Raw genomic sequence first — 15,174 nt, 5'->3', positions numbered from 1 at the left:
TTTTGCCGCTTCCGACCGACCCGATTCTCTTTATATAGACCACCGTTTGGAAAATTTATTAATCTTTCTCCCAGCCTACAAACCAGGCATCCCCCATAAAATCGTTCCACTGGAGGACAAAACCTTCCGCCTTCACTTCCCATCCGCAAAACTGATCATCCACCCCAAAAATCTTGAAGACCTGAGACTCATCTGATTGGAAACGTTCAAATTTAAGAATCTCTAAGCTTTTAAAGACTGTACAATTCATAATAAGAGGAATGTCTCCCTCCTGGAATCTAACAGCTTGATTTGAAGCAACCTGCCGGAAAATTAACCTGCACCTGTCCGTGTTTTTAGCAACATTGTACGGATTGAGCGGGTGCCCCGGCAAAATGTTGACCGATTCAAGTTCAACGATAATCTCCCGTTCTTTTACCTCAATCCGCTCCACTAGCGCATCATGAAAATCTATGTCATCCAAATATACATCCGTGGTGGACTTTTTCCATGATTTCAAAATTACTCACCGCTCACCTAATAAAGTACCGTATTAGCAGTTCTCTTGCTTTTTCAAAGCTTTTAAGTTCATCCTGAAAGGCAAGATAGTCAGAGACCTTATTTTCAAAAAACTTATAAGAAGGGAATCTTTCAAAAAAATTCATCTTAATGAAAAGCATTTGTCGTGGAGGGATATTTTCTTCGCTGCCGTTGAGGACATAACTCATAGTTCCTGCAACAGTCGTACAATAATCGTTAAAGTCGGCGTTTAAACCTTCCTCTGAGAGTAAAGAAAATTCAAACTCAAAATGTTTCTTTATTAGCTCAAGATCCTTATAAGGAAAAGGTCGGGTCAATTCCAGATTATACAAAAGCTTTAGGTGTTCAATGATTTTTTCTCTTTTTATGATAGATCACCTTTATTCATACTGAACTCGATCCTTCATCAGAGCTAGCAACCCTCCGGCCATCCTCATTCCGTCAGCCAAGCCTATACTCCTCTTGAAGAATGCCCATATGTAATATGTCGTGCCAAGTCCCTTCCCTGAATACCGCCTGCCGGGAGACTCCCTCCCGTTTGAACCCGATTTTTTCGTACAAAGCCACGGCTTTATCGTTAAAAGCAAACACCCGCAAGGATACCCGATGCAGATTCAATTCAAGAAAAGCGTAATCGAGCAGCAATCTTAAGGATTCGGTTCCGTAGCCTTTGCCCCAAAATTCTTTCTCGCCGATGTCGAGGATGCACTCTGCGCTGCGGTTTTTAAAATCAAGCTGAGTCAAAGAAGTGATTCCGATCGACCGCCCGGACGGCTTATCCAGGATCATATAGCTTTTGGACGTGCCCGATCCCAAAATCACCTGCTCCACAAACTGCCGGGTATCCGCAAATGTAACCAAATCCAGGGAAGGATTGGTCGTTCTCATCACTTCCATGTCGTTTCGCCAGGTGTGGTAAACGACTGCGTCATCTTCCGTCATTTTTCGGAAAGCTACTCTCGAAGATTCAAATAACATCCTCTTTGTTCTCCTTTTCCGTTGTCCCCGTCTTGTTTTCAACCGGATCGAGCATAGCTTCCAGGGTAAAAAGCAGAGCATCCAGCTGCTCTTTCACCTTCGTTTTCTCAGGACCCATATGGGCCGTATCCATGATTAATCCATCCATGAACGAAATCAGGTACCGGGCAATGGATTCAGCGGGAAGTCGCGGTGCAAATTCGCCCTGCGCGGCCCCCTTTTCAAAAAATCCGGTCAGCACCTCTAGGGTCCCATCATACCGTGCCGCGATGTACGGATAGGCGTCTTTGTTGTTCCGGTATTGGGCCGATGAGAAAAACTGCGAGTTCGCCAGTACTAAATTCTCCTCCATGCTCCCGATTTCGTCCTGCTGCTTGTTCAACCAATTCTTTATCTGCTGCCAACAGTTTTCCCTATCGTCACTGCGAAAATAAACTTCATGCTTCCGGTCCTCATGCCGTAGCAGTTCCAGATAGACATGCTCAATGTTATCGAAATAAGCATACAAAGCTCCCCTCGACACACCTGCCGTCTCCATGATGTCCTGCATAGTCGCTCCGTTATATCCTTTGCGGATGAATACCTGTTTGGCCGATTGCAGCAAAGCGATTTTCTTTTGCTTTTTGTATTCCTCGTTCACTTTGGGAGACATCTTTTTTACTCCGATCAAACAATGTGGGTTGTTCTAGTTGAATTATAAACGACATTCATGTCGTTTTTCAATATATATTCCAAAATTAAACAGCATGCAACCAGATGGAAGCGTGCGTTATTTGTTATAGTCCCGTCCGGTTAAGTTTTATCAAAAAAACCGGGCCAAACCCAAGCTTTCGCCCGAATTCGCCCGGCTCTTTTAGCCGATTACGCTTCCTCATTTTCCCCGGCGATCTGCCGCTTCCCGATACCAAAAACATAGTACCCCACGATAACGACCGCAATGAACACGGCCCCGACGATCAGGGACACCCGGGTATCCGGGTTGAACCACATGCCGATGATGACGAGGAACAAGAACACGATGGTAATATAGTTGCTGAACGGGAAAAACCGCGATTTGAAAGGATGATCCGCCATCTCGTGCTTCCACTTTTTCCTGAACTTAAACTGGCTGAAGGCGAGCGCAAACCAGGGAATCATCCCCGGAAGAACGCTGGCGCTGTAAATGTACAGGAACAGCTTCGAATCCGGTGCCAAGTAATTGAAAAGCACGCCGATCAGCAGCAAAGAAATCGTGGTGATGATGCTGTTTCTCGGGACACCGCTTTTGGAGACCTTCCCGAAAAATTTAGGAGCCTGCCCGTTCTGCGCCAGCGTGTACAGCATTCTGCCCGCACTGTAAATGCCGCTGTTGCACCCCGACATCGCCGCTGTAAGCACGACGAAATTGATAATGCCCGCTGCGGCGACAATGCCCACTTTGGCAAAAGTCATCACGAAGGGGCTTCCGATTTCGCCGACCTGATTCCACGGATAAATCGTCACGATCACGAAAATAGCGCCTACATAAAAGATCAGAATGCGCCAGATGATATTTTTAATCGCTTTGCGCAGCGTATGCTTCGGATTTTCCGCTTCGCCCGCCGTAATTCCGACCATTTCGATCCCCTGATAAGCAGCGGTTACAATGCAGAGCGCAAACAGGAATCCTTTTAACCCTCCCGCAAAAAAACCTCCATGACTGTACAAATGCGAGAGACCGATAGGCTCTCCCCCGTTGCCGAATCCAAAGAAAATCATCGCCGTTCCGATTACCAGCATAAACACGATGGCGACAACCTTGATCATGGCGAACCAGAACTCGAATTCCCCGTAAAATTTCACCGCCGCCAGGTTGGCCGCCGCAATGATTCCCACGCCGATCAAGGCCGGAATCCACTGGGGAATGTCCGGGAACCAGTAGCCCACGTAAATCCCGATTGCGGTCACCTCCGCCATTCCCACCGTCACCCACAGGAACCAATAGCTCCAGGCGGTCACATAACCGGCCAAAGGGCCGATATATCTGTGGGCAAACGTGGCGAACGAGCCCGTCACCGGTTCGAGCAGCAGCATTTCCCCCATGATCCGCATGACGAAAAACATAATAATCCCGGCCAAAAGATAAGCGAGCAGCACGGAAGGGCCGGCCCATTTGATCGTACTGGCCGATCCCATAAACAGCCCGACGCCGATCGTGCCCCCGAGCGCTATCAGCTCAATATGCCGAGGCTTCAGTCCCCTGGTTAATTGTTTGGCTTCCAAAAGAACGCTCCCCTTCGTTTGTGTTCGTTATCTGCTTTTCATGCTTTCCGTGTTCCAGTCCGTAACACCGTTCCCCCCAACTTAGTGTGATGCAATCCGGATGAAGCGGCAGCACTGTGTTTTCTGCGTGACTGTCCCTCCGCGTTACAAAAAATTGTATGACAGAATATTGGCAAATACAACCGCGGGCATGCAGGCATTTATTGGAATTTGGGGGTCGGAAGGACGGATGAGCAAGAATCACAGGTTCGGCCGATATATCAGGATTCACTCCTCATTCTTCCTTATGCTTGGATGAACATTTTCGTAGGATGACAACTGTGCAGAGACTCCGCTTTCTTTCAATCAAAAAAACAGCCAAGGACCTGGGTCCCTGGCCGTTCTCACATGCACCCGAATTGCGACTGCGTTAAAACGATGCGATACATCCCGAGATTCGCTTACTGACCGAGAAAGTGCTTGATGAAAAATTTCAATTGATATTCCATGCTCAGCGGGTCGTTAAAATAGAACGCCTTCGCGTCGGCTTCATAGACCCGATTGTTTTTGACTGCGGAAATGTTCTTGTAGGTTTCGGTTTTCTGGAAGGAGTTGTCTTCCTCCGCGTTCTTACTGAAAATGACATAGTCGCCCGTGTAATCCTTTAACACTTCCGTGGACAGGGCAAAGTAGCCTTCTTTCTTTGTCGCTTCTTTGACTTTATCCGGCATACGCAGCCCGAACGCCTGGTAGAGGATTTCGGTGCCGCGTCCAAAGTTATCCCCGTAGACATAGAGCTGCTTGTTGAACGTCTCGATAACAGATACCGTCGCATCTGCGCCGATCTTCGCCTTAATTTCATCTCCGGCTTTTTTGGTGCGCGCTGTGAAATCATCGATCCAAGCTTGCGCTTCCTTTTCTTTATTCAGCAATTTGCCGACTTCCAACTGCTGCTTTAAGTAATTGACTTTCCCGTAAGTATAAGTGACCGTCGGAGCGATTTTCTTGAACTTATCGATGTTCTTGATGTCGGAAAGCCCGATAATCAGATCCGGCTTCAGCTCGATGATCTTCTCAAGACTTTCGTCCGAAACCGCCTCGATGTTTTTCAGCTTCTCTTGGAAATTCGGGTTTTCCTTGGACATCTCGTCCACACCGACCAGAGGCACCCCCAGTGCCATCACATTTCCCGTTAAAAAACGCGTAAGCACAACGACGCGCTGCGGATTCGAGGGAACCTCGACCGGCCCGTTCTCGGATTGATAGGTAAACGTGCCGGATTTTGAAGCTACCGACGCGGTCCCGGAACTATCTGAGGACGCATTGTTCCCGCTCTTGGTGCCTGTCTGGTTGCCGCCGCAAGCGCTCAGAAGAAGGACAAGGAACAGGGATAACGGAATTAACTTTTTCATAAGACGATTCTCTCCCTCATCAATTTGCTTATCTATGAATAATCCAATCGTGAGTTGAGAGGACATTCACTTTATCGATAATGATAATCATTATCAATATGTTAACCATTCTATAGGCAGGTCGGGTTGCTGTCAATACCTGAATAGGATGGGGCTACTTTCAGCATTCTTCTGCTTTGAAACTACAACAAGTCGAAAAAACATCGTCATCGGCCAAGCTTATCTCTATAAGGGACGCAACGCGCCAACCGGCAAAGTCCCCGCGTGCATAAAGAAACAGCGTGCGGGCCTCTTCCCGCCATTGGGCAGGAGAAGAATCCGCACGCTGAATCGCAAGTAATATTGTTCGCAAACCGGCTGCCTCCGCACGTTTGTCGTTTACCGCCGGCTTATTGTAAACGATCCAAATCCAGCGCGGCTACCTCTTCGGTCAAGCCGGAATAGCCATGCACGGTCTGGGCGATGTAGGACAGCACCGTGTCGCTCCAGCCGTAAATGTAGTAGGTGTATCGGTCCTGAACGGGAACCATCGCATGACGGTAAGGCGCAAGGTCGATGATGAACGCCTTCACATCGCGGTTCACTTTGGACCGGTACCGTTTCAGCTCCTTATAAAACGCGCTGCCGCTGTTCTGCTGCTCGTCCGTGATCATGATGATCTGGTCCACTTTCTTGCGCTCCCGGATAAGCTTCCGAACGGGCGCTCCCGTATCCGTTCCGCCTCGGGCATGTATCTGCGCCGCCTGGGTCAAAATGCTGTCTTTGCGGGAAGGCTTCGCATCCATGACCTCCGTATCGAACAGCCAGAACAGGGAGTTCCCCCGGGTCTTTTTATACAGCGCGAGGGCAAAAACCGCACCGGTCTCCAGGTACTGCCCGTTCATCGAGCCCGAGATATCGAGGAAAATCGCCGTTTGATCACCCAGCTCCGGCAGGTTGTCGAACGTAAGCTCCGCCGCTTCGCGCAAAGCGTCCCTCAGCTCCGGATGCTCCACCTGCCGGAAAGCCGTCGCCAGCCGGAAGGGCAGGATCTTCGCTTTGCTCAGCGCCTGGTGATCGGTCAACCGCTGCACGATGTACTCCACGTGCCGCGCATCTTCGAGCACACCCGCCCGCTGCATCGCGTTCAAATGACGGAGCAGCGCAAACGTCGGCATCTGGTACAGCAGCGCCTCCCAGACCGCCTTCGACGGCTTGATCGCTCCCGTCACCGTTTCGTACGGCAGCTTACCGCGCTCGATCCAGCGAATCTGCTCTTCTTCGGTTGCGGCCAGCTTCAAACTCTCCAGCGCCTCGACTTGCGGCAGCAGCGCCAGGTTGGCCTCCATCCCGCGCAAATAGCGGAACAATGCCTGCTGCTGTAGATCCTTCGGCTTCGGATGCGCCGTCGCTATGGCGTCGCCCAGGCTGTATCCGCGACCGCGTCCGTTGTACTTCATCGCCCAGTATTCGGACACTCCAGACAGGAACCGGTTCACCTGCCGTTTCACGGCGCGACCGCCTTCTCCTCGCCCCAGACCGTTCAAGATGGTCAGAAAATCGGACAAATCCGAAGGAATCCGCACCACCTGCCGGAAAATCTTCGCAAACAGATCCGGACGATACATGGAAAGGATCGCGAGTCCGAACAGAGGCTGAAGCCGCATAAAACCGGCATTTCGGGCAAACACAATCGCCCGCGCCATGAAATTCGGATTGGCTTCGGCCATCTCGTGATGAAGCTGTGCCGCTTCGCCGACCAGCTCCTGCTGATCCGCATAGTACGTATTCCCCATCGTATTCGTCATCAGCGTCTGCACATACCGCTCCTCCGCAGACCGCGTATAAGCAGGATAATTGTCTTTATTGTAGGCGTCCGGTCTGAGAGCGCCGAACAACTTTTTCGCCATACTCATGATTCACACACTCCTTTTTTCAAAAAAACTCCGGCGAAGAAAAAGCGGAACAGGTCTGCTGCAGGAGTCGAACCTGCCGTACTGCCCGGGGTATTTCCATTGGTCGATAAGCTCGAAGGAACCCGTTCCTGCGCTTCGCCGGATTTTCATTTTTTTTGGGATAGAAGCGGAGCGAGGAAAGTGGTTGAAAAGGTTCGCGGCATCCGTCGGACACCATCATACTTAACCCTAATAAGTCGAAGAAACCCTTTCCGGCGCCTCGCTCCGCCTATTCTTTTGTAGAAATCACCGAGGAAATAGGTCGGACAGGTACATGCTGCTCTACCATCTGAGCTATTCCTCCCCATGGAGGAAGTTGGACTCGAACCAACGACCAGCCGATTAAAAGTCGAAGTAACCCGTCCAGGCGCCTCGGTGATCTTTATTGGGCCGGCCGTTTAACGTGCCTGCCTTCTGTACCTATCTTCGCTCATTTTTGGTTCCGCGAACATGGCGAAAGTATTACGACCGGAGAAAAGTTTACCTTTTTTGTTGTGAAAAAGATTCTGGTTTCCGTTACGCGGAGGGAAGATGAAATCCGAAAACGGTTGCTGCTGCAGTATTATAGCTTCATGACGTAACCAACAGGTGATGGGCCTAAATGTTGGTTAACGAACGAGCGGGTTCAATAAAAATAGGATTGGCCTGCCGATTGGCTGACCAGTCCTATTTTTTCCTTGTTCCTATAGATAAAAAAATTAGCGCTAAGATCAATGCAACTAGCTGTACTTCTTTAGAAATGAATTTTAAGAGCCAAAAAGAAGTAAAAAGTGTTGCCCAAAGTAAGTAGCTTAACATTTCTTTTCTTTCCCAATGCTTTCGGTTTACTAGCACATGAATATAACCTATTGGTGGGGTTATGACACATAAAGCAAGGACAAAACCATTCTTTAAATACCACTTCTTCTTATCCCTATTATTGCTTGGATCCAAAATAGTTCGCTCCTTTTCTTTTCGAAAAACTTCGCTGGCTCGGCCGCCCTTCTCTTTGTCCATCAATTATTTACGCTGTAGAAGATCTCCGGTTCCCCAACTTTGGATGCTCTTCCATCCTGGGTAATGCTCCCTAATAATAGGTTCGAGGATCCTTTAATTCTCAAGCGAATCCTCTACGTGGTAAATCAACGACAAGCCTGCGGTCAATACATTGGCGGCAACAAAAAAAGGCCTGGAGCCAGACTCCACGCCTTTTCAGCGATCAGATTTCGTAGTTGGTGACCTCACACGCTTATTGCTTCTTATTCAAAGCCCGTACATCATCTCTAAAAGCATCGCTGTACTGCTCGAATAATCCCGTATCGAACTTATAGCTCTTGTCGTTGGCCTTCGGTGTATTTTCCTTAAGCTGCTTATACAGGTTGTCGGTCTCTTTCGAAAGCTTCGCCCATACTTGCTTCACGTTATCATACTTCGCATCCAGACCCTGAATGTACGTATCATATTCCGCCTTTTTCTCCATGGCTCTGCCCAGGCGCTCCATTGTGAAATCCATATCCAGAGTCTTGCCTGTGCTGCCCGTACCCCTGCTTGTGTAAAAACCGACGTTTACGAATCCATCGTTCCAGATGGACAACGTCATAAAGTTGTTGATCTCACTTAGTTTAGACTCTGAAGCCGGCTCTATCGGCTTAGCTGAAGCATTCGCCGGATTAGCGGAGTTCGCAGGCGAACTCTTAGCCGTCTCGGTCGGCTTTACATCTGCGGTCTTTTCCTTGCTTCCACACGCCGTCATCACAAACAGTAGTACAACGGCCATTCCAATCAAAAAACCAATTTTGCTACGTTTAGACATCCCAGTACTCTCCTTTTTTACAAGTGCTCCTTTTATATCGGTTTTGCGGCAGGAGTTTTGAAGGATTTGGCTGAGAAAAAGTAACACGGTAAAAGTAAATCACGCAATCGTCCCGCTTCAAGCAAGCCTTCCCTGACGGGACTTCCAATCCCGGTAACACTCCGAAATAATCGGCTCGATGACCCGGTAGTTCTCAAGCGAGTCCTTCACGTGGTAAATCGTCGGTAAACCCGCCGCCAATACGTTCGTGAAGTCGACGGCCGTATAAACATCGTTTTGGATATCGAGGTATTCGCGGGCAAACGCCTCCGCTTCCTCCGACAATTCTTTCGAGCTGAGCACACCGTCCCAGTTGGTACGATAAAACTCGGCGCCGGTCATCTCATCCCGTTTGACAAGCTCGATCTCCGGCGCATCTTCTTTGCGGCTTCGTTTGCCGGCGAGGTCGTTTTTAATCACCCAGGCAATGAACATCCCCGTCGGCACGTAGGCTTGAATGACATCCAGCTCAGACGGAAAATCGCCCTCATAATGCCACTTCGCTTTATCGAACACGCCGATTTCCTTTTCCGGAATCTGAAACAAAACGTCCCTCGGCTCCTTGGCGAACCCTTTGCTTTTCAGTTCACCGGACAGCTCTTCCATCCGCTTGATCAATTCACCCTTAGTGGGATAGGGCTCGTAGACGGGATTCACCGTTTTCTTGTCGGTATATAACCGGCCCTTAACGATATTAAACGATACAAACGTTGCCCATTTATATAACCGAAAACCGGCCTATCGGTCTCTTTGCTGAACATCGTATAGAAAACATGATCCGTTAGTCGTCTTAATTCCATATAATAAACCCTCCTAATTATATACGTATTTATTATTCCTTTTCCTTTATAAGTAACTTTTTTGTATGGATTCCGTTTATATCTACGGATTGAATAACTCAAACACCGGGGTGAACTATGAAAATATTAGACGGTCTCTAGCTTCCCAAAAGGAGGGACTAGAGAACCAAATGAGCAGAAGTGTAAAAAAATCGCCTGTATTTAAAGACCAACAGCACCTAAGCACCGGTTGGACCAAACGGCAGGCCGGCAAAGCGGTACGCCGCTTCAAAGGCGACGTTCAAAACGGGAAATGGTACCGGAAATTGTACTGCCCCTGGAATATTTGCGACTTCCGTATCTACCAAACAAAGCGGCAGGCAGTACATGAATGGGAAACATCCCGATGGCCGAGGGATCAATTATTGACCCGAGCGGAAGTTATAAACGATTGGGAAAAGTTCTATAGAAGAAAATAAGCGCAGGCGTCGGCTAGGGAAGCCCGGCGCTTGCGCTTTTCATCCAAAGTTCACGGATATCCGGATTGCAATCATACCGGATCTCATCCCGCAAAGAGGCAGGCAGAATGTGATTGGCCATTATAATTTCTACAGCTCGCCGTCTGCAAGGAGAGCAAAGCCCTTTGTGATACAGTTCGATCATAATCTTTTGACACGATGCTGTAGGATGTTTTTCAAAAATGTTGACCATATCCAACTCCATGTTATGAAACGAATGCTTGTTATGCTTCTTAAAAGCAACACGTTCCAATAGCGGCAGATCATTCTCCTCATAATTAAAATCTCTGATCATCGATATATTTAGGGATACCACTGATCCAGTGATTCTATCCGCTTATTCGCTCGTCATCGTCGGGGGTGAAGGTGACAGCACATTCGGTCCCAACGGAAACTTGCGTCAAGAAGCTGCGGTAATGCTTGCCAGAACTTCTGTCCTTTTAGGCAATCTCTGCTGGCAGGAGCGGCGGAAACTGTGCTGATAGTAACGATATTGCCAGCTGGGCTTCGGCACCAGTCGCATTTGTTTCTTCTGTTACAGACAAGTCCAACCAAACTGTGGTAATGGGCAGCACAGGCAACAACGATTTTCCCCAAAGGTGGCTGCGTTTAATACTGTGAAGAGATTGTATAACCCATAAATGTTGAGTTGGCTGCGCCAGTTTATATGTAATTTCGGGCAGACCGAAGATACGCTTGGTACGGCAAACTGCCCTTTACAAACTGACAATCATGTTGATAAAATGGTACTTGTCCGAGAGCATCGGCAAAGTCCTCGATGGGAAACACCCTCGAGGACTTTTATATTTGGTGTACGTTATAAAAGTTGGGTTTGTAAACCTTAAACCCATTATATTAAAATAGATGAATACAATCCGCAAGCAAGAGGTGCAATCATGACTCAAATATTAGACACCGTTGATAAGGAACGGCTGGCAATAAATCCTTCTCTCAAACGAAAATCTGAGCTAGGTCAATTTTTAACACCTGCAAGTGTTGCCAGTTTTATGGCCTCACTATTTGATATGGAAAAGATGTCGAACCCTAACCTTTTGGATGCTGGAGCTGGGATCGGCTCTTTGACTAGTGCTTTTCTGAGTCGGCTTATTTCTGAAGGCTTAAGTAATCAAGCGGTAGTCACAGCCGTTGAAATCGATGAGGTCCTCATATCAAAACTTACAAATACACTTTCGCTGTTTGAAGGTACACTGAACCTTGGGCGTCAAGTCATAGCTGCGGACTTTATTGAATGGGCAACAAATGTCTTGTTGGATGAAAACAGCTTACTTTCAAGCACTAAGATACGCTTTTCTCATGCCATTTTGAATCCACCTTATAAGAAAATTATGAGTAATTCCAGACACCGTAAACTTCTTCGCGGCGTCGGAATTGAAACTGTTAATTTATACTCTGCATTCGTAGCACTGACAATCGAGTTGATGGAAGATCATGGCCAGATCGTCGCGATTATCCCGAGAAGCTTCTGTAACGGCCCTTACTTTCGACCTTTTCGTCAATTTTTGCTTGAAAAAGCTGTAATAAAACACATGCACTTATTCGACTCAAGGGACAAGGCTTTCAAGGATGATGAGGTTTTGCAAGAAAATGTGATCATGTTGTTAGAGCGCGGCAAGAAACAAGGTAAAGTTCGCATATCTACTTCTAGGGATGATAGCTTTAGCGATTATGAAGTAAATTGCTACCCGTTCGAGAAGATTGTCCAGCCGAAAGACTCTGAATTCTTTATTCATATCCCAACTTCTAATGAAGAAAGTTTTATTGAAAGATACCCATCAGTTTGTTTCTCCCTTAAGGAAATTGGTGTGGAAGTTTCAACAGGGCCAGTAGTTGATTTCCGTGTAAAAGATCATTTACGGGATATGCCAGAAGAAGGTACGGTCCCTCTCTTCTACCCCAATCATTTCGTGGGCACTTTAACAGAATGGCCTAAGGTCATGAAGAAGCCTAATGCGGTATTTGTTGATGAAGAGATGAAAAAGTGGTTATACCCAAATGGCTATTATACAGTGGTAAAGCGATTCTCCTCCAAAGAAGAAAAACGTCGTATCGTCGCGGGGGTATTAACCCCAAGTAGCGTCAACTATGCTGAAGTTGGATTTGAAAACGGACTTAATGTTCTCCATTATCAAAAGCAAGGTATACACGCTGAGTTAGCTTTTGGTTTATATGCATACTTGAACTCGACAGAAGTTGACAAGTATTTTCGAGTATTTAATGGACATACGCAGGTCAATGCAACTGACCTCCGCACTATGAAGTTCCCAAGCAGGGAAAAACTTGAGGAGTTTGGTAGATGGGTGATGTCAAACTCTGATAAAATAGGTCAAGAAGAAATAGACTCGAAGTTGGAGGAGATTTTGTGACTGAGGACACCCATCCTAATATCGGAGGAGCGCTCGAAATACTCAGATCGCTCGGATTACCTAGAGCTCAACTAAACGAACGCTCTGCACTTTGTCTTTTGGCAATACTCAACCTAACTGCTGATAAGACTTGGTCGGAAGCTGAAAATCCATTAATTGCTATCACACCTATGATGGAATTCAGTCGGGTTCACTACGGTAAAGAGTATGCTCCAAATACACGCGAAACATTTAGACGTCAAACGATACACCAGTTCATTGATGCAGGTATCTCTCTATATAATCCAGACAAACCGACCCGTGCTGTCAATAGCCCTAAAGCTGTATATCAGATTGAACCAGAAGCACTGAAGCTAATAAAGTTATTCGGCACCTCTCGATGGGAGTCTGCTCTAGAAGCATATCTTGCGACAAGACAAACGCTTGTGGAACGGTATGCCAAAGAACGGGAACAAAACAGACTTCCGGTGCAAATTGCTCCCGGTAAGCAAATTATGCTGAGTCAAGGTGAGCATAGTGAGTTAATAAAAGCTATTATCGAGGATTTTGCCGCACGCTACGTGCCAGGTGGTATTCTGATATTTGCTGGCGATACAGGCGGGAAATATTTCGATATGGATTTATTAAATAACCTTGGAGTTACGGTGGACTCCCACGGGAAGATGCCGGATGTTGTTATTTATTATCCTGAGAAGGACTGGTTGTTATTGATCGAATCAGTAACCAGCCACGGTCCTGTAGATGGAAAACGACATGACGAGTTAGCGAAACTGTTCAAAGACTCCACTGCGGGAATAGTGTATGTAACAGCTTTCCCTAATCGCTCTGTGATGGCTCGTTATCTGAGTGTAATTGCATGGGAAACTGAGGTTTGGGTTGCAGATGCCCCTTCTCACCTTATTCATTTTAATGGAGTACGTTTCTTAGGACCGTACTAATGCAAAAGACAACAAATTACGATCTGAATTTTAGGGAAACAAAGCCTAGTCCTCTGAATAGATGAGGATTAGGCTTTGTTTAATTCCTACGGTTTAGGCGTCCCGTCATTACACAATTCGATGTGTTGACATCACAAATTCCGCATGCCTTGAGTCGATCACAGAATTAGGCAACATAATATGGTCATTTTTGGTTAATTCGAGTAAACTTAGTATACTCCTATGAAACCGAGGTACGAAAATGAATTTTGAATCTTTTAAAGTTGAGTATCTTGTTGTCTTTGATACAAAAGATCTAATATGTACTAATCTTGCCTCTTTCAATCATTTGCTACAAGCTAATGATACTCTGAAAATTGAAGGAGACAAACTTACTTATAAAGGGTTTACAATAAATTATTTAGTCCAAACAGAAACATTTAATGAACAACAACAACGTTATTTTCATTTAAAACTCAGCACTACTGAAGTAAACAGGGTTACAGACTTTGAAGAATTACTAAAATCAATACGAATAATATTATCACGCGTATGCAAAAGCCCTGTTCAAACATTGTGGGATGATATGAGTTTCTATTATGCAGTCCAAGCCTATCCCATTGTCCATGTTACCGAAAACCTCATGAGGAAACTTATCACTAAATTCATGTTGACTAATGTAGGATTTGGTTGGACGAAAATATACACGCCTACTCAAGTAAAAGATTCGGTAAAGAAAAAAGGGAAAGAGAACTTAGAGAACTCCCCTGAGTATCTTTATGAAACGGACTTTATTCAGCTAGCTAACTTCTTGTTTGTGGAATATCAGACTGGGAATACATCCAATTTAATAGATAAGATTAAATCCGTCTCAAAAATTGAAGAATTGTCTTTGGAAGAGCTAAAGTCTTATGCTCCAAAATCAAACTGGGAAAGGTACTTTTCAACAATTGTAGATTGTGAGCATGATTATTTAAAAAATAGATGGGAATCATTGTATGAACTTAGAAATAAAATTGCTCATAACAATAGAATTAATAAACAAGAATTTAGTAGGATAGCTCAATTAGTAGATGAAATAAACGTAAAATTACAATCAGCTATTGATAATTTGGATAAAATAAAAATCAGTACACAGGATAAAGAGGAACTTACAGAAAATATTATCATTAATACCCATCAACTTTATGGTCAGTTTATAATTGAATTTAACAGACTTCATAATGTACTCGTAGAACACTTCCATGAAAAGGATTTGAAGCGTTTAGGACCAATGCAAGCAATTAGACTCTTGTATAATAAAGGACTTGTTGATAAAGAAACTTATGAAAAAACGGAGTTAGTTATTACCACGAGAAATAAATTGATTCATAAAAGTCATGAGTTTAACGAGAGCGAGTTAAGCACCATGATTAAATATATAAATGAGGTCACTAAGGTAATAAATAACCCTTTTCAAGAAGATGAGGAAGATGAATATGATCCTGATTTATGCATTGATTGTAAACATAACAAAGGTATATATCCTTTTTCAAATGATGGTCAGCTTTGCGAAAGTTGTAGTAGCAAATCTAGTAAATATGAGTTGTGTACCCCATGTGGAACATTTCACCTTTGGGGAGAACTGATAGATAATAAATGTGTAAATTGCAATAAAGACGAATAGAAATCTAGGTACAGTT

Annotated in this window: 13 protein-coding genes; 4 read left to right on the top strand and 9 right to left on the bottom strand. The window is 45.7% G+C overall.

All coding sequences use genetic code 11. The annotated features are described in order from the left end of the window. Positions 1-58: 58 nt before the first annotated feature. The 7 genes from ACI48J_RS03710 to ACI48J_RS03680 all read right to left on the bottom strand — a co-directional run bounded on the left by ACI48J_RS03710 (position 59) and on the right by ACI48J_RS03680 (position 7,024). Positions 59-499, bottom strand: a complete 441-nt coding sequence (locus ACI48J_RS03710) for a hypothetical protein (protein ID WP_405081738.1) — start codon at positions 497-499, stop codon at positions 59-61. Positions 500-512: 13 nt separating this feature from the next. Then, positions 513-836 carry a YxiJ family protein gene (locus tag ACI48J_RS03705; RefSeq protein ID WP_405083175.1) on the bottom strand — a complete coding sequence of 108 codons (324 nt, stop codon included), beginning with the start codon at positions 834-836 and terminating at the stop codon, positions 513-515. Between the two features lie 124 nt (positions 837-960). After that, positions 961-1,497 carry a GNAT family N-acetyltransferase gene (locus ACI48J_RS03700; protein ID WP_405081737.1) on the bottom strand — a complete coding sequence of 179 codons (537 nt, stop codon included), beginning with the start codon at positions 1,495-1,497 and terminating at the stop codon, positions 961-963. Then, a complete protein-coding gene (locus tag ACI48J_RS03695; protein ID WP_405081736.1) occupies positions 1,487-2,149 on the bottom strand; it encodes a TetR family transcriptional regulator in 663 nt (220 codons plus the stop codon). The genes ACI48J_RS03700 and ACI48J_RS03695 overlap by 11 nt, the downstream gene beginning before the upstream one ends. A gap of 209 nt (positions 2,150-2,358) precedes the next feature. Next, positions 2,359-3,738: an amino acid permease gene (locus ACI48J_RS03690; protein WP_405081735.1), complete on the bottom strand. Its 1,380-nt coding sequence runs from the start codon at positions 3,736-3,738 to the stop codon at positions 2,359-2,361. Positions 3,739-4,178: 440 nt separating this feature from the next. Then, the gene (locus ACI48J_RS03685) at positions 4,179-5,129 is read right to left on the bottom strand and encodes an iron-hydroxamate ABC transporter substrate-binding protein (RefSeq protein ID WP_405081733.1); all 951 of its coding nucleotides are present in this window, start codon (positions 5,127-5,129) and stop codon (positions 4,179-4,181) included. A gap of 389 nt (positions 5,130-5,518) precedes the next feature. Next, positions 5,519-7,024, bottom strand: coding sequence for a TROVE domain-containing protein (locus tag ACI48J_RS03680; RefSeq protein WP_405081732.1), 1,506 nt, complete (start codon positions 7,022-7,024; stop codon positions 5,519-5,521). A gap of 640 nt (positions 7,025-7,664) precedes the next feature. Here ACI48J_RS03680 and ACI48J_RS03675 point away from each other — a divergent pair. After that, a complete protein-coding gene (locus ACI48J_RS03675; protein WP_405081731.1) occupies positions 7,665-7,853 on the top strand; it encodes a hypothetical protein in 189 nt (62 codons plus the stop codon). A 438-nt stretch (positions 7,854-8,291) separates the two neighbouring features. Here the strand turns inward: ACI48J_RS03675 and ACI48J_RS03670 are convergent, their stop codons facing one another. Then, positions 8,292-8,855, bottom strand: a complete 564-nt coding sequence (locus tag ACI48J_RS03670; RefSeq protein ID WP_405081730.1) for a hypothetical protein — start codon at positions 8,853-8,855, stop codon at positions 8,292-8,294. 117 nt (positions 8,856-8,972) lie between these two features. After that, complete coding sequence (locus ACI48J_RS03665) at positions 8,973-9,551, bottom strand: hypothetical protein (RefSeq protein WP_405081729.1); 579 nt, start codon at positions 9,549-9,551, stop codon at positions 8,973-8,975. Positions 9,552-11,087: 1,536 nt separating this feature from the next. On the opposite strand from ACI48J_RS03665, the gene ACI48J_RS03660 reads away from it, so the two are divergent. The 3 genes from ACI48J_RS03660 to ACI48J_RS03650 all read left to right on the top strand — a co-directional run bounded on the left by ACI48J_RS03660 (position 11,088) and on the right by ACI48J_RS03650 (position 15,158). Beyond that, the gene (locus tag ACI48J_RS03660; protein WP_405081728.1) at positions 11,088-12,575 is read left to right on the top strand and encodes an Eco57I restriction-modification methylase domain-containing protein; all 1,488 of its coding nucleotides are present in this window, start codon (positions 11,088-11,090) and stop codon (positions 12,573-12,575) included. Beyond that, the gene (locus ACI48J_RS03655; protein WP_405081727.1) at positions 12,572-13,513 is read left to right on the top strand and encodes a BsuBI/PstI family type II restriction endonuclease; all 942 of its coding nucleotides are present in this window, start codon (positions 12,572-12,574) and stop codon (positions 13,511-13,513) included. Before ACI48J_RS03660 ends, ACI48J_RS03655 begins: the two co-directional genes overlap by 4 nt. A gap of 241 nt (positions 13,514-13,754) precedes the next feature. Beyond that, positions 13,755-15,158, top strand: a complete 1,404-nt coding sequence (locus ACI48J_RS03650) for a hypothetical protein (RefSeq protein WP_405081726.1) — start codon at positions 13,755-13,757, stop codon at positions 15,156-15,158. The last annotated feature ends 16 nt before the right edge of the window (positions 15,159-15,174 follow it).

This window comes from Paenibacillus chitinolyticus (assembly GCF_045038035.1).
Classification (GTDB): Bacteria; Bacillota; Bacilli; order Paenibacillales; family NBRC-103111; genus Paenibacillus_F; species Paenibacillus_F chitinolyticus_A.
Note: the sequence above shows the minus strand (reverse complement) of the source record. Positions and strands in the feature narration are given on the sequence as shown.